The 22,725-nt window shown below is 67.9% G+C and carries 19 protein-coding genes; 4 read left to right on the top strand and 15 right to left on the bottom strand.

Annotation, left to right across the window (positions count from 1 at the left end):
- Positions 1 to 63: 63 nt before the first annotated feature.
- From AB8808_RS02710 to AB8808_RS02700, 3 genes are all read left to right on the top strand, one after another.
- Positions 64 to 777: a response regulator gene (locus AB8808_RS02710; RefSeq protein ID WP_369931321.1), complete on the top strand. Its 714-nt coding sequence runs from the start codon at positions 64 to 66 to the stop codon at positions 775 to 777.
- Positions 778 to 803: 26 nt separating this feature from the next.
- Complete coding sequence (locus AB8808_RS02705) at positions 804 to 2,183, top strand: ATP-binding protein (protein ID WP_369926524.1); 1,380 nt, start codon at positions 804 to 806, stop codon at positions 2,181 to 2,183.
- An 85-nt stretch (positions 2,184 to 2,268) separates the two neighbouring features.
- Positions 2,269 to 3,702 carry a M20/M25/M40 family metallo-hydrolase gene (locus AB8808_RS02700; RefSeq protein ID WP_369931320.1) on the top strand — a complete coding sequence of 478 codons (1,434 nt, stop codon included), beginning with the start codon at positions 2,269 to 2,271 and terminating at the stop codon, positions 3,700 to 3,702.
- Between the two features lie 137 nt (positions 3,703 to 3,839).
- On the opposite strand, the gene AB8808_RS02695 is transcribed toward AB8808_RS02700, so the two are convergent.
- The 3 genes from AB8808_RS02695 to AB8808_RS02685 all read right to left on the bottom strand — a co-directional run bounded on the left by AB8808_RS02695 (position 3,840) and on the right by AB8808_RS02685 (position 8,667).
- A complete protein-coding gene (locus AB8808_RS02695; RefSeq protein WP_369926523.1) occupies positions 3,840 to 6,938 on the bottom strand; it encodes an efflux RND transporter permease subunit in 3,099 nt (1,032 codons plus the stop codon).
- A gap of 10 nt (positions 6,939 to 6,948) precedes the next feature.
- Positions 6,949 to 8,088, bottom strand: a complete 1,140-nt coding sequence (locus tag AB8808_RS02690; protein WP_369926521.1) for an efflux RND transporter periplasmic adaptor subunit — start codon at positions 8,086 to 8,088, stop codon at positions 6,949 to 6,951.
- 117 nt (positions 8,089 to 8,205) lie between these two features.
- On the bottom strand, positions 8,206 to 8,667 hold the full coding sequence (locus tag AB8808_RS02685) for a MarR family winged helix-turn-helix transcriptional regulator (RefSeq protein WP_036137870.1): 462 nt from the start codon (positions 8,665 to 8,667) through the stop codon (positions 8,206 to 8,208).
- 77 nt (positions 8,668 to 8,744) lie between these two features.
- On the opposite strand from AB8808_RS02685, the gene AB8808_RS02680 reads away from it, so the two are divergent.
- Positions 8,745 to 9,269: an O-acetyl-ADP-ribose deacetylase gene (locus AB8808_RS02680; protein ID WP_369926519.1), complete on the top strand. Its 525-nt coding sequence runs from the start codon at positions 8,745 to 8,747 to the stop codon at positions 9,267 to 9,269.
- On the opposite strand, the gene AB8808_RS02675 is transcribed toward AB8808_RS02680, so the two are convergent.
- From AB8808_RS02675 to AB8808_RS02620, 12 genes are all read right to left on the bottom strand, one after another.
- A complete protein-coding gene (locus AB8808_RS02675; RefSeq protein WP_369926517.1) occupies positions 9,266 to 10,951 on the bottom strand; it encodes a BatD family protein in 1,686 nt (561 codons plus the stop codon). The genes AB8808_RS02680 and AB8808_RS02675 overlap by 4 nt on opposite strands.
- 2 nt (positions 10,952 to 10,953) lie before the next feature.
- Positions 10,954 to 12,906 carry a tetratricopeptide repeat protein gene (locus tag AB8808_RS02670; RefSeq protein ID WP_369926515.1) on the bottom strand — a complete coding sequence of 651 codons (1,953 nt, stop codon included), beginning with the start codon at positions 12,904 to 12,906 and terminating at the stop codon, positions 10,954 to 10,956.
- A gap of 8 nt (positions 12,907 to 12,914) precedes the next feature.
- The gene (locus AB8808_RS02665; protein WP_369931319.1) at positions 12,915 to 13,895 is read right to left on the bottom strand and encodes a VWA domain-containing protein; all 981 of its coding nucleotides are present in this window, start codon (positions 13,893 to 13,895) and stop codon (positions 12,915 to 12,917) included.
- A complete protein-coding gene (locus AB8808_RS02660) occupies positions 13,888 to 14,394 on the bottom strand; it encodes a DUF4381 domain-containing protein (RefSeq protein ID WP_369926513.1) in 507 nt (168 codons plus the stop codon). The genes AB8808_RS02665 and AB8808_RS02660 overlap by 8 nt, the downstream gene beginning before the upstream one ends.
- Positions 14,394 to 15,314 carry a DUF58 domain-containing protein gene (locus AB8808_RS02655; RefSeq protein WP_369926511.1) on the bottom strand — a complete coding sequence of 307 codons (921 nt, stop codon included), beginning with the start codon at positions 15,312 to 15,314 and terminating at the stop codon, positions 14,394 to 14,396. The genes AB8808_RS02660 and AB8808_RS02655 overlap by 1 nt, the downstream gene beginning before the upstream one ends.
- On the bottom strand, positions 15,311 to 16,303 hold the full coding sequence (locus AB8808_RS02650; RefSeq protein WP_369926509.1) for an AAA family ATPase: 993 nt from the start codon (positions 16,301 to 16,303) through the stop codon (positions 15,311 to 15,313). Before AB8808_RS02650 ends, AB8808_RS02655 begins: the two co-directional genes overlap by 4 nt.
- 120 nt (positions 16,304 to 16,423) lie before the next feature.
- Entirely contained in the window at positions 16,424 to 17,098 is a 675-nt protein-coding gene (locus AB8808_RS02645; RefSeq protein WP_369926507.1) for a hypothetical protein, read from the bottom strand.
- A gap of 168 nt (positions 17,099 to 17,266) precedes the next feature.
- Positions 17,267 to 19,546: a type IV pilus secretin PilQ gene (locus AB8808_RS02640; protein WP_369926505.1), complete on the bottom strand. Its 2,280-nt coding sequence runs from the start codon at positions 19,544 to 19,546 to the stop codon at positions 17,267 to 17,269.
- 19 nt (positions 19,547 to 19,565) lie between these two features.
- Positions 19,566 to 20,093, bottom strand: a complete 528-nt coding sequence (locus AB8808_RS02635; protein ID WP_369926503.1) for a pilus assembly protein PilP — start codon at positions 20,091 to 20,093, stop codon at positions 19,566 to 19,568.
- Entirely contained in the window at positions 20,093 to 20,743 is a 651-nt protein-coding gene (locus AB8808_RS02630; protein WP_036137887.1) for a type IV pilus inner membrane component PilO, read from the bottom strand. Before AB8808_RS02630 ends, AB8808_RS02635 begins: the two co-directional genes overlap by 1 nt.
- Complete coding sequence (locus AB8808_RS02625) at positions 20,740 to 21,504, bottom strand: PilN domain-containing protein (protein ID WP_369926501.1); 765 nt, start codon at positions 21,502 to 21,504, stop codon at positions 20,740 to 20,742. The genes AB8808_RS02630 and AB8808_RS02625 overlap by 4 nt, the downstream gene beginning before the upstream one ends.
- Positions 21,504 to 22,562 carry a pilus assembly protein PilM gene (locus tag AB8808_RS02620; protein WP_369926499.1) on the bottom strand — a complete coding sequence of 353 codons (1,059 nt, stop codon included), beginning with the start codon at positions 22,560 to 22,562 and terminating at the stop codon, positions 21,504 to 21,506. Before AB8808_RS02620 ends, AB8808_RS02625 begins: the two co-directional genes overlap by 1 nt.
- Positions 22,563 to 22,725: the final 163 nt, after the last annotated feature.

Below are 22,725 nucleotides of genomic sequence, written 5' to 3'. Positions count from 1 at the left end.
TCGGTTCTTTTGCCGCGTCGGCAAACGCCGCGCGGTCGCGTCTGGTATCTAATCCCCATGTCCATGGACCTCCATCCCCTCATCCTGGTCGTCGACGACGATCCCGAACTGCGCGAACTCATCGCCGGCTTCCTCGGCGGCCACGGCTATCGCGTGCGCGCCGCGGAGAACGTCGCGGCCATGACCGCATCGATCGAGCGCGAGCGCCCCGACCTCATCGTGCTCGACGTGATGATGCCGGGCGAGGACGGCTTGAGCGCCGCGCGGCGGCTCGCCGCGGCCAAGGGGCCTCCCGTGATCATCCTCAGTGCCCTGGGCAGCGACACCGACCGGATCATCGGCCTGGAGGTGGGCGCCGACGATTACCTGGCCAAGCCGTGCAACCCACGCGAGTTGCTGGCCCGCGTGCGTGCGCTTCTCCGTCGCAGCAGCCGGGGCGAAGCGGTGCATGCCGCGGAGGCACGCCCGTACGGTTTCGCCGGCTGGCGGCTGGATGTCACGCGGCGCGACCTGCGCGATCCCACGGACATCTTCATCAACCTGTCCGACGGCGAATTCGCCCTGCTCCGCGCGTTCGTCGAGCACCCGCAGCGCATCCTCAGCCGCGACCAGCTGCTCGACCTGGTCCATGGCGGCCGTGCGGAGGTATACGACCGGGCCATCGACACGCAGATCAGCCGGCTGCGGCGCAAACTCAACGACAGGGCGCAGGAAGAAATGATCCGTACCGTGCGCAGCGAGGGCTACATGCTGCTGCCAAAGGTGACCCGGTTGTGAGCCGAGGGGCCGGACCATCCATCTTCGTGCGCACCTTCCTGTTGACGTTATGCGCCCTGCTGGTCTCGTCGGGTATCGGGTTGGGCATCCTTGCGTGGCGACCACCGATGCTGCCGCCCATCGCCAGCCTGTTCGACGTGGTGGCCGCCCTGCGCATGGACGACATGCCGCCCGACCCGGCGGGTGTCGCCGGCCCGGGCGCCGCCCCCGACGCGCGTGCCATGAACGCCGCCGGCGGCGACGACCGTCGTTTGCTGCCACCGGGCGCGGACTTCATGCCGCCGATACCGGCGGATCTGGACGTACTGACGCAGGCGGCGGCGCCCGTGGCGCCGGACGGCACGGACGCGCGCCTGTCGGCCCACCTGCTGCCACGCCTGGCCATGTTGCTGCGCGTGCATCCCGATGTCCTCCGTGTCTATGCCACCGACAGTCGCATGGATCGGCACCGCGGCGGCATGCGGATGACCCTGGGCGCCGCCTCGGTGGTCGGCTGGCAGCAGCCCGATGGGCGCTGGCGCGTCGCGCGGGTTCCCGCCGAGACGTTCCCCAACCTGCTCCAGGAAGAACTGGTCTGGCTGTTGGGCGCCGGCGTGCTGATCCTCCTGCCGCTGGCCTGGTGGTTCGCGCACGCGCTGTCCGCGCCCATCCACCGCTTCGCGGAGGCGGCGCAACGCCTGGGTGCGGATACCGGTGCACCACCCGTACCGCGCGATGGCCCACCGGAAATGCGGCGCGCCGTGGATGCCTTCAACACCATGCAGGGGCGCGTGAATCGCCTGCTGCACGAGCGCACGCACATGATCGCCGCCATCGCGCACGACCTGCGCACACCGCTCACGCGCCTGTCGTTCCGTCTGGATGGACTGCCGGAGCCGCTCGGTAGCAAGGTGGATGCCGACCTGCGCGAGATGAAGACCATGATCTCGGCGGCACTGGATTTCATGCGTGACCGTTCGCTGGGCACGCAGCGACAGCCGCTGGATTTCCGCCTCCTGGTCGAGAGCGTCGCCGACGATCTGGTCGATGTCGGCTACGACGTCTCGATTGTGCCCGGTCCGCCGGTCACGCTGGACGGCGACCCGGTCGCCCTGCGTCGCGCCGTGGTCAACCTCGTGGAGAACGGCCTGAAATACGGGCAGCGCGTCCGTCTGCGCCTGCGCGCCGGCCATGGCGAGTGCCTGCTGGAGGTGGACGACGACGGCCCGGGCGTTCCCGAGACCATGCAGCAGCAGGTCTTCGCCCCCTTCTTCCGGCTCGAATCCTCGCGCAACCGGGACACCGGCGGCATCGGGCTGGGCCTGGCTACCGTGCGCGCCATCGTGCTGGATCATGGCGGCAGCATCGTGCTGCGCAATCGCAAGGAGGGCGGCCTGCGCGCCGTGGTGGCCTTGCCGCAGTCGTAGGTCCATGACTTTCGACCTACGCGGCGGCACCCCGTGCCGTGGTCATAATCGACCTTTACCGTCCTCGGGGGTCACCATGCGTTCCATGTTCCGCCTGCACGCGCTTGCCGCGTGCGTCGCACTCGCCTTCTCCGCCCATGCCGCCGACAAGGCCACCGCCATCCCGGACAACGCCATCGCCGCTGCCAGCCAGCTGCGCGACCGCGCCATGAACGACGACACCGGCTATGCCTTCGTCTCGGGCCTCACCACCGAGGTGGGCGCACGGCTGGCCGGCAGCGCCGCGGATGCGCGCGCGGTGGCCTGGACCGTGGCGAAGTTCAAGGCCATGGGTTTCGACAAGGTCTACACCGAGAAGGTCAGCTATCCGCTGTGGCAGCGCCGCAGCGAGCACGCCCAGGTGGTGTCGCCGTTCCCGCAGCCGCTGGCGCTGACCGCGCTGGGGTATTCCGCAGGTACACCCGCGGGCGGCCTGACCGCCGATGTGGTCGGCTTCGACGACCTGGATGCGCTCAAGCGCGCGGACCCCGCCAGCGTCAAGGGCAAGATCGTCTACGTGTCCACGCATATGCAACAGCAGAAGGACGGGCACGACTACGGCAAGGGTTCGGCCACGCGCACAGGCGGCCCGGTGCTCGCCGCGAAAATGGGCGCCGCGGCGTTCCTGCTGCGTTCCGCCGGCACCGATCCGCACAGCCGCACGCCGCACACCGGGGTGACCGGCTTCACCGATCCGAAGCAGGCGATTCCGGCCGCCGCGTTGTCGCTGCCGGATGCCGACCAGCTCGAACGCATCCTCAAGGAAGGCAAGCCGGTGACGCTGCACCTCGACCTGGACGTCGGCTTTGCCGGCACGTACGAAGGCACCAACGTCATCGCAGAAGTCACCGGTCGCAAGTATCCCGACCAGGTCGTGGCCATCGGCGGCCACCTGGATTCCTGGGACCTCGGCACGGGTGCGATCGACGACGGCGCCGGCGTGGCCATCGCCGCGGCCGCCGCCAAGCTGATCAAGGACATGCCTCAACGTCCGGACCGCACCATCCGCGTCATCGCCTTCGCCAACGAGGAGATGGGCCTGTGGGGCGGCAAGGCGTATGCCGAAGCCCATGCGAAGGACGTAGCAAAGTTCCAGCTGGGCACGGAGTCGGATTTCGGTGCGGGTCGCATCTGGCGCATGACCGCCAGCGTGAAACCCGAGGCGCGCGACGCGATCGCGCAGATCGCCAAGGTGCTCGAGCCCATCGGCGTCACCTATGACGCCAGCAAGCCCGGCGGCGGCGGCTCGGACCTCTCGCAGATGCACGCCAGGGGCATGGCGGCGTTGTCGCTCACGCAGGACGGCACCGACTACTTCGACTACCACCACAACGCCAACGACACGCTGGACAAGATCGACCCGAAGGCCCTGGCGCAGAACGTGGCGGTGTACGCCACATTCGCGTACATGGCCGCTCAGGCGAACGGCGATTTCGGCTCCGCCCCCGGCGCCTTCGCCAGCGACGGCGCGCACGACTGACCTTCAACGACAGCCCGGGTCGCGACACACCCGGGGTAGGAGCGCACGATGTGCGCGACATGTTTTGAGGCCGAACCTCGAAGCTGGCGCGCACGATCAAAGGTTATCGCGGCGTTTTTCGCGCACATCGTGCGCTCCTACACCACAGCGGGCGGCGCGGGGCGGCGGGACGCGAGGCGATCCTGCAGGCGATTCATGTAGAGGTAGATCACGGGCGTGAGGTACAGCGTCAGTATCTGCGACACGACCAGGCCACCGACCACGGCCAATCCCAGCGGCCGGCGTGTCTCCGCACCGGCGCCGATGCCCAGCGCGATCGGCAGCGTGCCGGCGAAGGCGGCCATTGTCGTCATCATGATCGGCCGGAAACGGACGCGACAGGCTTCGAAGATCGCCTCGTACGGTGCGACGCCGCCGTCGCGCTGAAGCTCCAGCGCGAAGTCGATCATCATGATCGCGTTCTTCTTCACGATGCCCACCAGCATGACGATGCCGACGAAGGCGAACAGGTCCAGCGACGCGTGGAACAGCACCAGCGTCAGCAGCGCACCGACCGCCGCCGCCGGCAGACCCGAGAGAATCGTCAACGGATGGATGAAGCTCTCGTAGAGGATGCCGAGCACGAGGTAGATCACGAACACCGCCAGCAGCAACAGCAGGCCCATGCCCTTGACCGAGTCCTGGAACGCCTGCGCCGTACCCTGGATGCTGCCGCTGAGCGTGCCCGGCAGGTTCATCGCCGTGGTCGCGCGCTGGATACGCTGCACGGCGTCGCTCAACGACACGCCCGGCGCGAGGTTGAACGACACGGTGACGGCCGGCAGCTGGCCCTGGTGATTGACCGTGAGCACCTGCGGCTTGCGCTCGAACTTCGCCACGGTGCTCAGCGGCACCAGCCTGCCCGTGTCGGAGGTGACGTAAAGACGGGAAAGCACCGCCGGATCGTCCTGCATGCGACGTTCCACCTGCAGGATCACCCAGTACTGCGTGGCCGCGCCGTAGATCGTGGATATCTGGTTCTCCCCGAAGGCGTCGCCAAGGGCCGTCTGCACCTGTGACATCGTCAGGCCCAGCGGACCCAGCTTGTCACGGTTCACCGTCACCACCATCGACGGACTGTTGAGGTCCAGGTCGGTGGTGACGTCCTGGAAGCCGGGCAATTTCTGGAACGCCGCGACCAGCTTGCCCGACCAGGCGTAAAGCGCTTGCAGATCGGTCGACTGCACCGTGTACTGGTATTGCGCCTTCGACTGGCGACCGCCCACCTGGATCGCCGGCGGGTTCTGTATATAGGCCCGGATGCCGGGCACGTCGGCGAAGCGCTTGCGCAACGACTGGATGATCTCGTCCGGGGTGGTGTGTCCGCGCGCCGCGGGATCCTTCAAGCGCAGCAAGAGCGAGCCGGCGTTAACCGTGGCGCGTGCGCCGCCGGCACCGACGCTCGACATCACCGCCTCAATGTTCGGGTCGTCCTTGGCGATCTTCGCCAACACCTGTTGCCGTGCCGACATGGCGCTGAACGAGATATCCGTGGGCCCTTCGGTCGTCACGCGCAGCTGGCCGCTGTCGCCGGCCGGGATAAAATCCTTCGGGGTGACGACGAACAGCACACCCGTGGCCACGAGGCTCAGGGCGAACACGAGCAACACCACGCGCGGATGGCGCATGCACCAGGCCAGCGTACGCGTATAGCCGTCCGACACCGCGCCAAACCCGCGATCGAACCAGATCACCACACGGCTGCGCTTGTCGTGTGCGTGCGCCTTGACGAAGCGGCTGCACAGCATGGGCGTCAGCGTGATGGACACGAACCCGGAGATCAGTATGGACACGCTGATGACCACCGCGAACTCGTGGAACAGGCGGCCCACGATGCCGCCCATGAACATCACGGGGATGAATACCGCCACGAGCGAAAGCGTCATCGAGAAGATGGTGAAGCCGATCTCGGTGGCGCCCTTGATGGCGGCCTCGTACGGCGCCTCGCCCATCTCGATGTGCCGCATGATGTTCTCGAGCATCACGATCGCATCGTCGACGACGAAACCGACCGCCAGCGTCAGCGCCAGCAGCGACAGGTTATCGAGGCTGTAGCCCAGTGCGAACATGGCCCCGAACGTGCCCAGCACCGAGATCGGCAGGGCCACGGCGGGAATCAGCGTGGCGGACGCATTGCCCAGGAACAGGTAGATCACCAGCACCACCAGGATGCCCGCGAGCACCAGGGTGAACTGCACGTCGTGCACGGAGTCGCGGATGGATACCGAGCGGTCGTACATCACGTCCAGCCTGACCGAGGGCGGCAGCGTGCGTGAAAAATCCGGCAGCAGCGCGAGGATGCGATCCACGGTTTCCACCGTGTTGGCGCCGGGCTGGCGCTGGATGGCCAGCGTGATGGCGCGTGTGCCGTTGAACCAGCTGGCCTTCTGGTCGTCCTGCACGCTGTCGCGCGGCACGGCGATATCGGACAGGCGCACGGGCGCGCCATTGCGGTACGCCACCACCACCTGGGCGTAATCCGCCGCGCGCATCAGCTGGCCGTCCGAACGGATGGACAGCAACTGGCGGCTGCCGTTGAGCGAGCCCGTGGCCTTGTTGACGTTGGCGGACGCGATCGCGGCGGCCATCTGGTCGACACCGATACCGGTGGCCGCCAGCCGGTCGGGGTCTACCGCGATGCGCACGGCGTACTTCTGCGAACCGTAGACGCTGACCTGCGCCACGCCGTCGACCATCGACAAGCGCTGGGCCAGTTCGGTCTCGGCGTAGTCGTCCACGGTGGACAACGGCAGCGTGGACGATTGCATGGTGAGGAACAGGATGGGCGCGTCCGCCGGATTCACCTTGCGATAGGTCGGCGGGGTCGGCATGTCCTGTGGCAACTGGCGCTGCGCGGCGGAGATGGCCGCCTGGACGTCCTGGGCCGCACCGTCGATGCTGCGGTCCAGCGCGAAGGTCACCGTGATCGTGGTGGAGCCGAGCGAGCTGGACGAGGTCATCGAATCGATGCCCGCCACGGTGGACAGCTGCGCCTCGAGCGGCGTCGCCACCGACGATGCCATGGTCTCCGGCGAGGCACCCGGCAGGCTGGCGCTGATGTTGATCGTCGGGAAATCGACGTTGGGCAGTTCGTTCACCGGCAGCCTGGGATAGGCCACGATGCCGAAGATGACCAGGGCGGCCATCAGCAGCGTGGTCATCACCGGCCGACGGATACAGAGTTCCGGCAGGTTCATCCCGACGCCCTCATCCCTCGTCTACGCGCACGCGCGCGCCGTCGACCAACAGCAGCTGGCCTTCGGTGACCACGCGTTCGCCGGGCTGCAGGCCCTTGTCCACCACCACCAGGTCGGCCGTGGTGGCGCCCGTGGTGATCGGGCGCTGCTCCACGGTCTGGTCGGGCTTGACCACGAAGACGAACGTGCCGGCGGACGAGCTCTGCAGCGCGATCACCGGGATGCTGATCGCGTCGCGCAGCCGGGTGGTCGGCAGGGTCACCTCGGCGAACTGCCCCGGCGTGAGCCGGGCATCCGCGTTGGCGAAGCGCCCCTTGAGGACGATGGTGCCCGTGGTGACGTCCACGGCGTTGTCGATGAATTCCAGGTCGCCCTGCAGCGGTGCGCCCGTGTCGCCGGGGATCTTCGCCCGCACCGTCAACGGCCCGCTCCGCACGCTGTTGCGCACGGCGGCCAGGCTGTCCTCGGGAATGGCGAAGGCGATACGGATGGGATCGACCTGGTTGAGCACCACGATGTCGGTGGTGTCGGCCGTCAGGGTGGCGCCCGGCCAGGCCAGCGGCGAACCGGCCACGCCGTCGAACGGGGCCTTGATCGTCGTGAAATCGAGCTGGGTCTGAGCGGCCCGCACCGCGGCACGGTCGCTGACCAGCGCCGCACGGGCCACGCCGAGATTGGCCTTGTAGAGGTCGACATCGGCGCGGCTGACAAAACCCTTGCCCAGCATGCTCTGGTAGCGGCCCATGTCGGCCTCGGCCTTGGCCAGTTGGGCTTCGTCGCTGGCCACCTTGCCCTGCGCCTGGTCCAGTGCGGCCTGTAGCGGGCGCGGATCGACACGCGCGAGCAACTGGCCCTTGGTCACGTGGGTGCCCGGCGTGAAGGCCAGCGTCTCGAGCTGACCGCTGACGCGCGAGCGCACGTTCACGGTGGAATAGGCTTCCGCACGGCCGATGATCTTCAGTGACAGGTCGATCTCGCCGCGCTGCGCCTGGGCCGCCTTGACCGGTGTCGCCGCGGTCGGACGCGAGCCGCCGAGGGTCTTCGGCGCGTCGTCGTGTCCCGCCCCATGCCGCCAGACGGCGATGCCGACGGCGGCGGCGACCAGCAGGCCGACGATGAGGACGAGCTTCTTCCCTGGGGATCGCTGCATGGGTGCTCCGGCCGGAGCCTTCGGGCTTCGGTCGCCGCATCCGGGGACGCGGACATGGGTGTGGGGTTTCGATTAACCGTAAACGCTAACGCATATCCGTCAGGATGGTTGACCGGCTCAGTTCTCTTCGCCCGGCCCGTCCAGCGCCTGGAGGTTTTCCTTCATGCGGTCCAGGACCGCCAGCATCACCTGGAGGTCGTCCAGCGAAATGCCCTGGGTGGCGTCGCGACGGAGGCCGCGCGCAATGTCTTCCATGTCGTCGATCACACCACGGGCCTGCTCGGTGTCGTGCAGCCGCCAGGCCCGGCGATCCTTCGGGTCCGCCCGGCGCTCGACGAATCCGGCCGCCTGCAGGCGGTCGATGACGCGGCCCACGGCGATCGGCTCCATGTCGAGTTGTTCCGCCAGCTCGTTCTGGCGCATGCCCGGCAGCCGATGCAGTGCCTTGAGGGCCCGCCATTGCGCACGGGTCAGCCCGAAGCGCACCGCCCGACGATCGAAGTGCTTGCGGAAGAGCAAGGTCACGTCGTTGATCAGGTAGGCGAACGAGATGTCTTCAACTTTGATCGGGTCGGCCATAACCTTCGGGGACAATACAGAACTGACAGACGACCATCGTAGCCAATTGGCGCCGTGCCGTCACAAGGAGTTGCCTTATGGGCCTGACCATTCGCGAGGCGGACATCACCACCCTGGCGGTGGATGCCATCGTCAATGCCGCCAACCCGTCCCTGCTGGGCGGTGGCGGTGTGGACGGCGCCGTCCATCGCACCGCGGGCCCGGCGCTGCTGACGGCCTGCCGGGCCTTGCCGGAGCACCCCCGGGGCGTACGCTGTCCCACCGGCGAAGCCCGGATCACCCCGGGATTTGCCCTGCCGTCCCGCTTCGTCATCCATACGGTGGGTCCGGTGTGGCATGGCGGCGGACACGGCGAGCCGGCCCAACTCGCCCAGTGCTATGAAAACTGCCTTCGACTGGCGCGGGAGCACGGCCTGGCGTCCATCGCCTTCCCGGCCATCAGCGCGGGCGTCTACGGTTATCCGCCCGACAGCGCCGCCCGACTGGCGGTGCGGACGGTGCACGAGGCGCCCTGGGCGCCCGAAGAGGTGATCTTCTGCACGTTCGGCGCGGCCATGACATGCGTCTATGAAGCCGCGCTGGCCGACGCCTTGCGCGGCTAGCGCGGGTAAAGCGGCGGCAGCACGGTGCTGTCGCCGCCACGCGGCGCGGCTTTCCAGGCGAACCCGTCCACGAACGCCTGACGCAGGCCGTCCCGATCCACTTCCGCGCCGGCGAAGCGGGCTCGCTGGAGCTGGGCGATCGCCGCTGGCTGCGGGCCCGGCGCCAGGAGCGCGGAAAGCGCGCCCAGCGTCCGCGCGGATGGCTGCGCGCTGGCTGCCCAGGCCAGCAGCGCCCGCTCGATCGCGGCGGATTCGGCATGCGCCGCGGCCTTGAGAAAAGCCTCGCGAGCCGGTCGCTCGCGGGTGGGCGCCGCTGCGGCGGGGCGCGCCGAAGGCGGTGCTCCGGGCTTGCGGCGCCGCATGACGAACCACGCGACCACGGTGAGCAGCCACAGCACGCACGCACCGACGAACAGCCACGGCCAGGGTACGCCGCTCGCGGGCAACGACGGGGGCGGTGTGGATGCAGCAGACCCTGCCGACGGCGCATTTGCCGCGGCAGCGGGCGGCGTCCCCGCAGGTGCCGCGGCGGAGCCGGCCGCGGGCGACACCTCGATGTCGCGCGCGGGCAGGGTCGCCACTTGCGCGGTGTCGGTCACCACGTTCCACCAATGCAACGTCGTAGCGGGAATATGCAGGGTGCCCGGCCGCGTCGGTACCACGGCAAAGCCCTGCTGGCGTCGCCCGGTGATCCAGGGGCCGCTTGCGCCGCCGCCGGTCACCGCCTTGTCGGGATAGACGTCCGCGCCATCGAGCGTCGGCAACGACAGCGCCGGCAGCGCCTCGAACGGCATGCCGGTGGCATCGACGCGCATCGTCAGCGTCATGGGCTGGCCCACGCGCGCCTTGCCGTCCGCAGGCAGGCCGTCGAGCGCCAGCGTCAGTTCGCGCGCCGGGATCCATGCACCGCCGGTGGCGCTGGCTGGCCGCGGGCGCACCTGGACGATGCTGCGTTCGGCCACGGCATTGACCGGTGAACCGGTACCGAAGAACGCACTGGCATCGGAAGCATCCACCGCCGTGCCCTGGAAACTCGGCGGATGGATCTCCAGCGGGCCCGCATGCTGCGGGAAGATGGCGTAATGCCGCTCGACCACGTTGAAGCGGCGACCGCCGCGGGTGGTCTGGAAATTGGCATCCTGGCCGACGCGACGGATCTCGGCGCCTTCCGCGGAGGGATCATCCAGTTGGCCGTCGGCCAGGTTGACCGCGAAATACAGGCGCAACGTGTAGTCGATCTGCTGCCCCACGTATGCCTGCGACGGGTCGGTCTTGGCCTCCAGCACCACGGGCCGATCCGCGGGCGCGTTCGACGCATTGCCGGCCGGCGACACATCCAGCGTGAGCGGCTGTGTCTGCTGCCCGCCGATGGCCAGGGCCGGTACCGTCAGATGGCCCTCGTGCCGCGGCCGCAGTGCGATGCCAAGGATGGTATGCGCCTCGCGGCGGCCGTTGACGACGCTGAGACTACGGTTGGTCGAGGTACCCAGCACGACGAAGTCGGTCATCAGCGGCGACAGGTCGGGCGTGTCTCCGGCGGCATCGCCCAGCTCGATGTTGAGCGTGACGGTATCGCCCGCATCGATCGAGGCGCGATCCAGCGAAGCCGTCGGCGCCACCGCCTGCGCAAGGGCGACGAACGACAGGCAAAGTAACAGGCAGGCTAGGAGCAGGCGGCGCATCGTCATTCCTCCGGCTCCGCACCATGGCGACGCTGGTACTCGAGCATGAATTTTCTTCTCAGCAGGCCGCCCGGATCGTCGGGCACGCGCAGCAACGCGCGTTGCACGTCGGGTGGCAGTTTCGATGCCGCATCGCCGGCGGACAACGCGCCCAGGTCGTGCGGCTTGCCATCATCCTTCTTCGCGTCCTGCGCAGCGGCCTTCCCGGACATGGCCTGGTCCATCTTTTCCTTCAACGCCTGCTGGGCACGCTCGGCTTCGGCTTTCTCGGCCGCGGACTTGGCGGCCGCATCGCCCTGCGGCGGCGACGTCTTGTCGGCAGCCTTGTCGCCATCCTTCCCGGAAGCACTGTCGTCCTCGCCGTCCTTGCCGTCCTTGCCATCGTCACCGGGTTTCTGGCCATCCTTGCCGGGCGGCTGATCCTTACCGGACGAGTTTTTCTGGTCCTCGCCCGCGTTCTTCGGGTCCTGCTGGCCGGCGTCGTTCTTGTCGCCGTTGCCGTGCTGACCGTTCTTGCCGTTCTTGCCGTTCTTGCCCTGCTGGTCCTTGTTGCCCTGCTGATTCTTCGTGTCCTGCTTGTCTTTCCCGTCTTTCGACGCGTCGTTTTGCTTCTTGAGGAAGTCGGCCACCGCCGCGCGATTGGCGGCAGCATCCGCATTGTGCGGATCGACCTTCAGCGCGCGATCGTACGCCGCCAGCGCTTCCTCGTAGTGCTGCTGCTTCGCCAGTGCATTGCCGAGGTTGTATTGCGAATCGGTGTCGGTGCCGGACTGGAGAGCGTGTTGTGCCGCGGCGAAATCGCCGGCCTTGTAAGCCGCCGCGCCGCGCAAGGCAGGGCTGCGCGCCAGCGCCTGCGCCCGTTTGGCGTCACCTTCGCGCAGGGCCGCGGCAGCTTGCTGGTCGGGCGTGCGGAAGGCATCGACCACGCCGTGGGCACGTGCCGGTGACGACCACGGCAGGCAGGCCAGCAACAGGACCAGCATCCAGCCCCGACGAAACGCCAGCGCGACGAGCGGCAACAAGGGCAGCAGCAGCCACGGACCACGGTCCTGCCACGCGCCGGCCTGTGCGCCGTCCACCGCCTTGCCCTGGCCGTCGTCGTGCAGCATGCCGGCCAGGGTAGTGACGTCGGTGCCGCTATCCGCCAGCGGAACGAAGCGACCGCCGCCGGCAGCGGCCACCGCCGACAACGCGGCATCGTCACGCGCCGCGAGGGCGATGGCGCCGCTGTCGTCCTTGAGGAAACCGCCGTCCGGCGTCGGTACCGGGCCGCCTCGCAGCGTACCGACACCGAGCACGGAGACACGTGCACCGGCGGCACGCGCACGCGCCGCGGCCGCCACGGCCGAGCGATCGGCCGTATCCGTCACGAGCACGATGGAGCCGCCGCGAAGATCCGCATGACGGACCAGGTCGGCCGCCATGTCGATCGCCTTGGCCGGGTCGTCGCCGGTCACCGGCATGGTGTCGGGGGACAGCGCCGTCAGCAGGTCGTCCACGCTGTGCGCATCCGTGGTGAGCGGTGCGACGATGAAGGCTTCGCCGGTGTAGGCGATCAGTCCGTTCATCCCGTCGCGGTTGGCCGCATACAACTCGCGAACCTTGTAACGCACGCGGCTGAGTCGATCCGGCACGATGTCCTTGGCCAGCATGTGCGGTGACATCGACACCACGACCACCTGCGCCGCGTGCTCGGCGAAGAGCTTCTGCGATTGGCGGTTCCAGGTCGGGCCGGCCAGGGCCAGCACGGCGAGCAACCCGGCGGCAACCACGGCCACGGCCGGTCCGCGCGAAGCCGTTGGCGTACCGTCGAGCAGATAGGGCAGCAGGGCAGGATCGGCCAGTCGCGACAGCACGCGCGACGACGAACCACGACGCCCGACCAGCCAGGCGATCGGCGGAACCAGCAGCGCCAGCCACAACCACTGCGGCTGCAGGAAATGGAAGTCGGCCATCGAGGGAATCATCGACGTGCGCTCCCACCCAGATAGCGCGGCGCGGCGCCGACCATCAGCAGACCCAGCGCCAGCAGCAACGGCCAGCGAAACAGTTCGATATGCGGACGCAGGGCGGCCCCTTGTTGCGGCAACGGCTCGAGGGCGTCGATGGCACGATACGCCTGCGCGATTTCATCGGTGTCGGTGGCGCGGAAGAAACGACCGCCGGTCTGATTGGCGATATCGGTGAGCATGCCTTCGTCCAGATCGGCCGACGGATTGACCGTGCGGCTACCGAAGAAATCGGGGACACGCATCGCCGTGGCACCGATGCCGATGGTGTAGATGCGCACGCCCGCCGCCTTCGCTGCACGGGCCGCCTCGCGCGGGGCGATGGACCCGGCGTTGTTCACGCCGTCGGTGAGCAACACCACCACGCGCGCTTGTTCCGGAAGGCTGGCCAGTCGTTTTACGGCCACGGCCAGGGCATCGCCGATCGCCGTCTCGCGACCCGGCAGTCCGACCACGGCACCGTGCAACTGCGCACGCACGGCATCGAGGTCATAGGTGAGCGGCGTGACCAGGTAGGCTTGCGAGCCGAACAGGATGAGCCCGAGTTCATCGCCCGCGCGGCGGTCGATGAAGTCGCCGGCAATGGCCTCCACGGCGGCGAAACGCGTGACCGCGCGACCGGCCAGGCGCATGTCGTCCAGCGACATGCTTCCGGAAAGATCGACGGCGAGCATCATTGCGCGACCGCTGCGCTGTTGCGGTTCCGGTGGGCCTAGCTGCTGCGGACGCGCCGCGGCGGTCACCAGGCACAGCCAGGCCAGCCCGAGCAGCAGCGTGGACGCGAACGGGGCCCGCATCGACGCGGCCTGCGTCAGCGCCAGGCCGGGCTGCGGCAGGTTCAGCGCCTGCGCGGGCCGAACCGGCCGCAACACGCGACGCAGCAGCCAAGGCAATGGCAGCGCGAGGAACATCCACGGCCAGGCGAAGTCAGGCAGGAACATGCGATGCCCTCCCCGGTGTGGCGGACGAAGCACGACGACGCATCACCGCGCGGATCCAGGCTTCCGCGTCGCGCGCCACGAGCGGCACGTCGAGCGACGCGGCCGGCTGGTAGATCGCTGTATCGAGTTGTACAAGACGAGTCACGTCGCAGTGTGGCGCCATCGCCGCCAGCGCGTCGCGCCATGCATCCCCACGCAGCGTGACGCTACGCGCCTCACGCGTGCGGGCAACGCGACGAAGCAACTGACTGACCGCCGCGGCGAAGCGCGCGGTATCGCCGTCCGCGTCATGCCGTGCACGGGCCTCGCGGAGTTCGTCGAGCGTGGCGTCCACGTGCCGTCGCCACGCACGGCGGCGACGCCAGACGATCGCGCCTGCTGCCAGCGCAACCAGCAGCAGGCCGAGCAGCACCCACCAGCCTGGCGCCAGCGGCCACCAGGCGGACACGTGCGGCACGTGGATGTCGCGCAGTACCGGACCCTGGTCGGGCATCAACGCGCCCTCCCCGTGCCGAGCAACGCGACGATCGCCTCGAGGGGATCCTCGCTGGTGTCGATGGAACGCACGCGAAGGCCCAGCCCGCCTGCCAGCGCGGTGAGCTTGCGCTGGCCCTCGCCGAGTCCGCGCGCGAACTCGGCACGTTGCCGGTCGCCCTGCAGCGCCAGATCGTAGTGGGTGCCGCGGTAGGCGATCGGATAGCGGCCGGCCGGCGGCTCGGCCAGTTCCAGCGCATCGGCCACGCCCAGCACCGACACCTCCGCCTTGCCGATCAGCCCGAGCATGCGCCCCCGTGCCGCGTCATCGACGGCGAAACCATCGCTGACAAGCAGCACCCGGGACGCGCCGTGCATGAGGCGACCGGCGCGTTGCAGGGCACCCGAAAGCGGTTCGTCGGCGTCCGGCGGAAGCGCATCCCACCCGGCGATGGCACCGAGCACCGTCAGCGCACCACGTGGACCGCCCTGCGGCCGGACGAGCTGGCGCTGGCCACCGAAGGCGAGCACGCCGACGCGTTCCGAGCCGCGCATCGCGTACCACGCGGCGATCGCGGCGGCACGCGCGGCCTGCACCGACTTGAAGCGGGTACGCGTGCCGAAACGCATGCTGGCATTCATGTCGAGCAACACGAGCAGGCGTCCTTCGCGCTCTTCCTGGAACAATTTCGTATGCGCCACGCCGCTGCGTGCGGTCAGGCGCCAGTCCATGCGGCGAACATCGTCGCCGGCCTGGTAGACACGCGACTCCGCGTAATCCATGCCACGGCCGTGCAGCCGCGCAGGACGCTGCCCGCTGCGCGGCGCACGCGAGACGACCTGGGGCGCCGGGGCGCGCGCCACGCTGGAGCGCAACGCGATCAGTTCGGGCAGCGACACGTGGACGCGCCCATCGGCAACGGCAGGGACGGCGGTCACGGCAGCGGCACGAGGTCCAGCAGGCGATCGATCACGGCATCGGTGCGCACGCCTTCCGCCTCGGCTTCGTAGCTGGGCAGCACGCGGTGGCGCAGCACCTCGTGGGCGATGGCGTGGATGTCTTCGGGTACGACGAAGTCGCGACCGGCCAGCCACGCGTGCGCGCGGGCGCAGCGATCCAGCGCGATGGTGGCGCGGGGGCTGGCGCCCCAGGCGATCCAGCGCGCCAGTTCCGGACCGTATTTACCGGCCTCGCGCGTGGCGACCACCAGCTGGGTGATGTAGAGCTCCAGCGGCGCGGCCATGTGCACGGCGAGCACCGCGTCACGCGCGGCGAACACATCCGCGGGCTGCAACAGGTAGGCCGGTGGCGGCACGGGATGCATCGCCTCGCGGGCCTGCTGGCGCGCCAGCCGCAGGATGGCCAGCTCGGCTTCGGCGTCCGGGTAGCCGATGGTCACGTGCATCAGGAAACGATCCAGCTGGGCCTCGGGCAGCGCGAACGTGCCCTCCTGCTCGATCGGGTTCTGCGTGGCCATGACCATGAACAGGTCCGGTAGCGGCCACGTGCGGCGGCCGATGGTGATCTGTCGTTCGGCCATCGCCTCGAGCAGGGCCGACTGCACCTTGGCCGGCGCGCGGTTGATCTCGTCGGCCAGCACGATGTTGTGGAACAGCGGCCCCCGCTCGAACTCGAAGCTGCCGGTCTGCGGGCGGAAGATGTCCGTGCCCGTGAGGTCGGCCGGCAGCAGGTCGGGCGTGAACTGGATACGGTGGAAGTCCGCTTCCACGCGGGTGGCCAGGGCCTTGATGGCCGTGGTCTTGGCGAGGCCGGGCGCGCCTTCCACCAGCAGGTGGCCGTCGGCCAGCAAGGCGATCAGCAGGCACTCCACCAGGTGGGGCTGCCCGATGATGCCGCGGGTCAGTTCCTCACGCAGGCGGAGGAAAGCCTCCTGGAGCGGGGTCGTGGCGTTCGGCGTCTCGGACATCGGTGGATCTCGTATCGGGTGGAAGACCGATGAGACCACAGTCAGCCCGGTAAGTTTAATCCCTGTGGCCCGGAGCAGCCTCGTCACCCGACTGGGCCACAGGGAGGTCACTGGGTAGGACTAGGACCCGGTCGAGGTCATTACCGCGGTATTGCCCTGCGGGACATAACGCGGAGCCTGATCGAGGCCCGGTGCGAACGCCGCCACCCGATGGAGCGTCTGCAAAAGATACGGCTGGCACTGGCTCGCTTGAACGCCGGCACTCGCCGTCCAGCCGGCGGGCGCGGAACTGTTGCTGCACATGCCCAGACCTTCCGATGCCTGCGCAATGGTGGAGATGCCATAGCCACCGCATTGACCCGTCGTCAGAGCATTCGCCGTGATGACGTAAGGGCTCCATATGACGCTAGGAGAGCACACTGCGAGGTTGTTGGCGGCTAACCTGAGCGTCATGGCGCCCTGAAACCCCGCACAGATCGAACTAACGGTATTGATGCCGGTAATGAAGTAGGGTGCCGGATAGCCAGAGCCGAAACATGCCTGGATGCCGTTGGACGCCGGCGAGAGAGACCAGCGATAGACCCCTGCTCCGGGGCATGCGCCATTGACATCCGAGGCCACGACAACGTAGCCGGCCGGAAGCGCTTGATTGCTGCACTGCGTGATGGCCGCAGCCTGCGTGATAGCAGACGCACCGACCGTCTCCTCAGAGGTGCTGGCATGCGCAGGTTGAAGCGCAACGAAGCCTAGTGCGCATGCCAAACAAAGGTTGATCCATGTTCCCGAAAATCTCATCAGACGTATCCTCTCGCGTTGACGATCCTTATCGCCCTCGGCATTGAGGGCCCGCTGACAATACGCCGCAATACTTTGGGGCCGTGTGACTGCCTGCACATTCCTACCGTGCAAAACAAAAAGAGGCGAATGCAATCCTTCGCCTCTTGATGAATACGTGAGTCGCGGTTACTGCAACGTATCGGACAGGATGCGCGGCGTCACGAAGATCAGCAGCTCCGCCTTGTTGTTACCGCGACTGGTGCGACGGAACAGCGCGCCCAGGCCCGGTATGTCGCCGAGGCCGGGCACCTTGTTCGTGGTGTTGGTCTTGGTGATCTCGTAGATGCCACCCAGGACCACGGTCTGGCCGTTGTCGACCAGCACCGAGGTGTTGATCTCGCGGGTGTCGATCTGCGGCACCGAACCGCCGCCCGGACTGGTGACGAACTGGGCCAGCGCATCCTTCTTGACGTTGATCTTGAGGTACACGCGGCTGTCGGCGGTGATCGTCGGGGTCACGCGCAGCTCGAGCACGGCATCCTTGAACTGCACGGTGGCGTTCTGCGCGCCACCACCCGAGCTGGAGGCCTGGTAGGTCACGTAGCCGATCTGCTGGCCCTGCTTGATGATCGCCTCCTGCTGGTTGGCCGTGATCACGCGCGGGCTGGAGATCAGCTCGCTGCGGCCTTCGGTCTGCGCGGCTGAAAGCTCCAGGTCCACCAGGTAGTTGGCACCCAGGATCGCCAGGCCGATGCTGCCCGCCGGGTTGGACACCGGCAGGTTGACGTTGTAGCCGCCCGGCAGCGTGTACGGATCGCGGACCGGCAGCGTGCCCGTACCGCCGTTGGCATTGTACTGATTGACCGCGTTGCCGTAATTTACGTCACTGTTGCGGACACTGGTGACGAGGCCGCCAGCGCCACCGGCGGTAGTGCCGGTGCCGCCGCTGCTGAGGTCAGGCGACGTGCCGACGACCTGGTTGGCGTTATTGTGGTTGAACGCCTGCACCCCCCAGCGCACGCCAAGATCGCGGGTAAAGGTATCGGTGGCTACGACGATGCGCGACTCGATCAGCACCTGCTGGACCGGGCGGTCGAGCGTGCCGATCAGCTCGCGCAGGTCGCGGATCTTGTCCGGCGTATCGTTGATCAGCAACGTGTTGGTGCGGTCGTCGAACGACACGCTGCCGCGACCGGAGAGGAAACCGCGCGAGCCGCTGGTGGACGCGCCGCCGCCGGTGCTGGTCATGCTGCCCTGGGTCAGCAGCTTGGCGATGTCCTCGGCCTTGCCGTAGCTGATCGGGATGTAGTCGGAGACCAGCTCCGCGGAATCCTGCGCCTTCTGGCGGGCATCGGCGAGGCTCTGCTCGTAACTGGCCAGTTCGGCCTGCGGGGCGATCCAGATGACGTTGCCACTACGACGCTTGTCCAGGCCCTTGGCACGCAGGATCACGTCCAGCGCCTGGTCCCACGGCGTGTTGACAAGACGCAGCGTGACGCTGCCGCCCACGGTGTCGGAGGCGACCAGGTTGAGCTTGGCCTCGTCGGCGATCAGCTGGAGGGCCGAGCGCACGGGGATGTCCTGGAAGTTGAACGTCAGGCGGGAACCCGAATACGTCGGGTCCTGACCCTTGGCGGCCTTGCCGGTGGGCGCGGCGGCCTTCTTCGGGGCCACCTCGACCACGTAGTCGGCACCGCTCTGGTAGGCCGACACGTCCACGTCGCCCTTGGTGCGGATGTCGAGACGGGCGCCGCCCGGCGACGCCTTGGACTCGATCGACTGCACCGGGGTGGCGAAGTCGAGCACGTCCAGGCGCTGGGCCAGCTTCGGCGGCAGCGACGAGCCGGCCAGGCTGACGATCACGTGGTCGCCCTCGCGGCGCATTTCCGGCGTGGTGCCGGTGCCGCCCAGCGTCACCATGACGCGGCCTTCGCCATTCTGGCCACGACGGAAATCGATGTTGGACACCGGCGAGCCGGCGCTGGAAGGCAGCGCCTTGGTCGGGTCGCTCACGGTGGCGGTGGTGGTCGTGGCGCCGGTCGGACCGTTGTTCACGGTGACGAAAAGCGTCTTGCCTTCCACACGGGTGCGGTAGGCCGACTCGCGGAACAGTTCCACCGTGACGCGGGTCTTGCCGGCCGCGGAGATCACCGACACGCCCTGGGTCGAGCCCTTGCCGATGTCGAGGTGACGGGTGCTGTAGGCGTTGGTGGTGCCCGGCAGGTCGATGGCGATGCGCGGTGGATTGTTGGTCGTGAAGACCTTGGGCGTCGGCGCCTGCTCCGAGAAGGCCAGCCGCAGTTCGATGCGGCCGCCCGGCTGCGCGTCGTAGCTCACGTTCTGCAACGTGTTCTGCGCCGAGGCGGTGCCGGCGAAGGCACCCGCCATGGCCAGCGCGGTGCCGAGGATCCATCGGCGCGCGCGGTGACGCGCGCTGCCCGGCGGATGATTCAGTTTGGTCGTCATGTGCGTCATCCCCGAGTTCTTATTTTTCGCCGACCGCGATGCTTGCCGGGCGCTCCATCCAGCCGCCCGAGCCATTCGGCACCAGTTCGACCAGATCGATCCGATCCTCACCCACGGACGTGATGCGACCGTAGGCCTGACCCATGTATTCGTTGCGATGGACCCGATGGATCACGCCACCGGGGTCCTTCACGAGCGCCTCCAGGCTGGCACCAGCACCAACCGTGCCAACCATCTTCAGGCTGTCGAGGCCGAACATCTCCAGCGGTTCCTTCGGCCTGTTTTCGTCCGGGCGCGGACCGCTGGCGACGTTGCTGTCCATCTCCGCCGTGCTGGGGCTGAACGGATCGCGCGCGCCCTGGTCCTGGTACGCGAAGGTTTCGAAGGTGCGGATCACGGGCAGCGCCGGGATCGGCTCGCCCTTCTTGTGTTTCTCGGCATCCACCCACTCGCGCAGGTCGGACGTGCCCTTGGTGCAGCCGGCCAGCGAGAGAGCGCCGAACAGGGCGATCGCCAGCGGGCGGGTCAAGGCGTCATGGCGTTTCATCACGGCGTCGCCTTCTGCAGCTTGGATTTCGCCTGCGGGGTCTCGTCGTCCTCGAGGTAGCGATAGGTCTTCACTGTGCCCTGCAGCACCAGCTGGCCGTTGCCCGGATTCTTCGCGTCACCGGCCTTCGGGCTGAGCGACACGTCGTGCAGCGTCAGAATCACGACGCGGGGCAGCGAGGCCACACCGCTGATGAAGGTGCCGAACTGGTGGTAGGTTCCCACCATGCGCAGCGTGATCGGCTTCTCGGCGTAGAAGTCCTTGGGCGTTTCCGGACCGGGCTGGAACAGCTCCGTCTCGATGCCCGCGGCCAGTGCCGTCTGCGAGATGTCGATCAGCAGTTCGGGCATCTCCGTCTTGCTGGGCAGCTGGCGCAGCAGGGTGCGCAGCATGTCCTGCATGTCGGACAGCTGCTGCTCCAGGGCCTCGAGGTTGGCCGACTTGGCCTGCTTCTGCGAGAACTGGCCCTTGAGGGTTTCTTCCTGCGATTCGGCGGAGGCCAGGTCGTCCTGCTGGCTGCTGATCTGGAAATACCAGCCGCCCAGCATCACCACGACGAACACCAGGCCGGTGAAGAACGTCTTGATGGGCTTCGGCCAGCCGCCGACGTTGTGCCGGTCGAGGTTGCGCAGATCGTCGAAGAACTTCATGGCTTGACTCCTGCCGGAGCGGCCGCGGCCGGCGGGATGGTCGCCGGCGACATCGTCGTGGTGGCGGCCTTCGCGGGCGCCGGTGCGGTAGCCGATGGGGCGGTCGCCGCCGGCGCAGCGGTGACGGCCGTGGCGGCCCGGACCAGCGGTGCGGGTACGGCGGCGGTCGGGACGGCCACCGTGGCGGTGCCCGCCGGCGCGCCGTCCTGGGCGGTGTCACCCGGGGTCTTCAGGTGCACGTCGAGGCCGAACGAATACGGCATGCGCGACGCGTCATGGGTGTTTTCGGTCTTGCGCAGGTCCGCATGGCCCATCCACGGCGACGCTTCCACGTTGCGCATGTATTCGGCCACGCTGGAGTTGGACTGCGCCACGCCGTCCAGCGACATCGAATCGCCGGACTGCTTCATGCCGGACAGGCGCGCGGACGCGGGGATGGTCTTCACCAGTTCGTCGAACAGGTGGACCATCTGCGAACGGTTGGCCTGCAGCTCCTCGATGATCTGCTTGCGCTGGAGCAGGTCGGCCCGGACCTTTTCCAGGTCCTTGATCTTCTCGATGCGGTCGTCGAGCTGCTTGATCTCGCCGGTCAGGTAGGTGTTCCGCTCGGCCTGGTTGTCGATGCGGGCATCCATCCACAGCGACCAGCCGATCAGCACGACCAGGGCGGCACCGAAGGCCAGGCCGAGCTGGATGTAGAACTCGCGCTCGCGCTGCTTGCGGCGTTCGGCGCGCCAGGGAAGTAGGTTGATCCGTGCCATCAGTCGAAGCTCCTCATGGCGAGGCCGACGGCGATCATCAGCGCGGGGGCGTCCTGGGCCAGGGTCTGGGCCTGCACGCGGTTGGACAGGGCCATGCGCGCCAGTGGATTGGCGACGACGCAGGGCACGCCCAGCTGCTGTTCGAGCAATTCGGTGATGCCGTCGATCGAAGCGCAGCCGCCGGCCAGCACCACCTGGTCCACGCGGCTGTATTCGCTGCCCGCGAAGAAGAACTGCAGCAGGCGGCTGACCTGCTGCACCAGCGATTCCTTGAACGGCTCCAGCGCTTCCATCTCGTACGACTCGGGCAGGCCACCCTTGCGCTTGGCCCGACCGGCTTCCTCGTAGGACAGCCCGTAGCGACGCATGATCTCGTCGGTCAGCTGCTTGCCGCCGAACACCTGCTCACGCGAGTAGATGGTGCGCTGGTTCTTCAGCACGGCCAGGGTGGTCATGGTGGCGCCGATATCGACGACGGCCACCAGGGCATCGCGCGACACCGCGAGCTGGTCGGCGACCATGCCGAAGGCGTTCTCCATGGCGAAGGCCTCGACGTCGACCACGCGGGCGGTCAGTCCGCCCAGGTCGAGCGCGGCGATGCGCATATCGACGTTCTCGGTGCGGGACGCCGCCAGGAGCACGTTGTTCATCTCGGGATTGTCGCGGACCGGGCCCATCACCTCGAAATCGAGGCTGACTTCCTCGATCGGGTAGGGAATGTACTGGTTGGCCTCGACCTGGATCTGCCCTTCGAGGTCGTCCTCGGACAGATCGGCCGACATGGGGATGATACGGGTGATCACGGCCGAGCCCGCCACGGCGGCGGCCGCGTGCTTGAGCTTGGAGCCGGAGCGGGCCAGGGCGCGGCGAATGGCTTCGCCCACCGCCTCGACCTCGACTATGTTCTTTTCGACAACGGCGTTGGGCGGCAACGGCTCGACAGCATAATGCTCGACGCGGTAACGCCCACCGGCCTGACTGAGTTGTAGCAGCTTTACCGCGGTCGAACTGATATCGACACCGATGAGCGGCGCCGCTTTGGGTGTAAAGAGCCCCACGTTTCCCCCTTCCCCGCGCCTTGTCGGAATTGGTCTTCGGCGCGATGGCATTAGATCGAAATCTTAACGGATTGGCAACGGCCTGTTTTGGCCCTTGCCGGCACTAATTCACAAATAGCGTCACTGGGTTAGCGAAAACCCCTCACCTTGCGTCGAACCCGGG

Source organism: Xanthomonas sp. NCPPB 2632, from assembly GCF_041228075.2.
In the GTDB taxonomy this organism is placed as follows: Bacteria; Pseudomonadota; Gammaproteobacteria; order Xanthomonadales; family Rhodanobacteraceae; genus Luteibacter.
The sequence above is the reverse complement of the archived record's forward strand: the minus strand, read 5'-3'. Positions and strand labels throughout refer to the sequence as shown.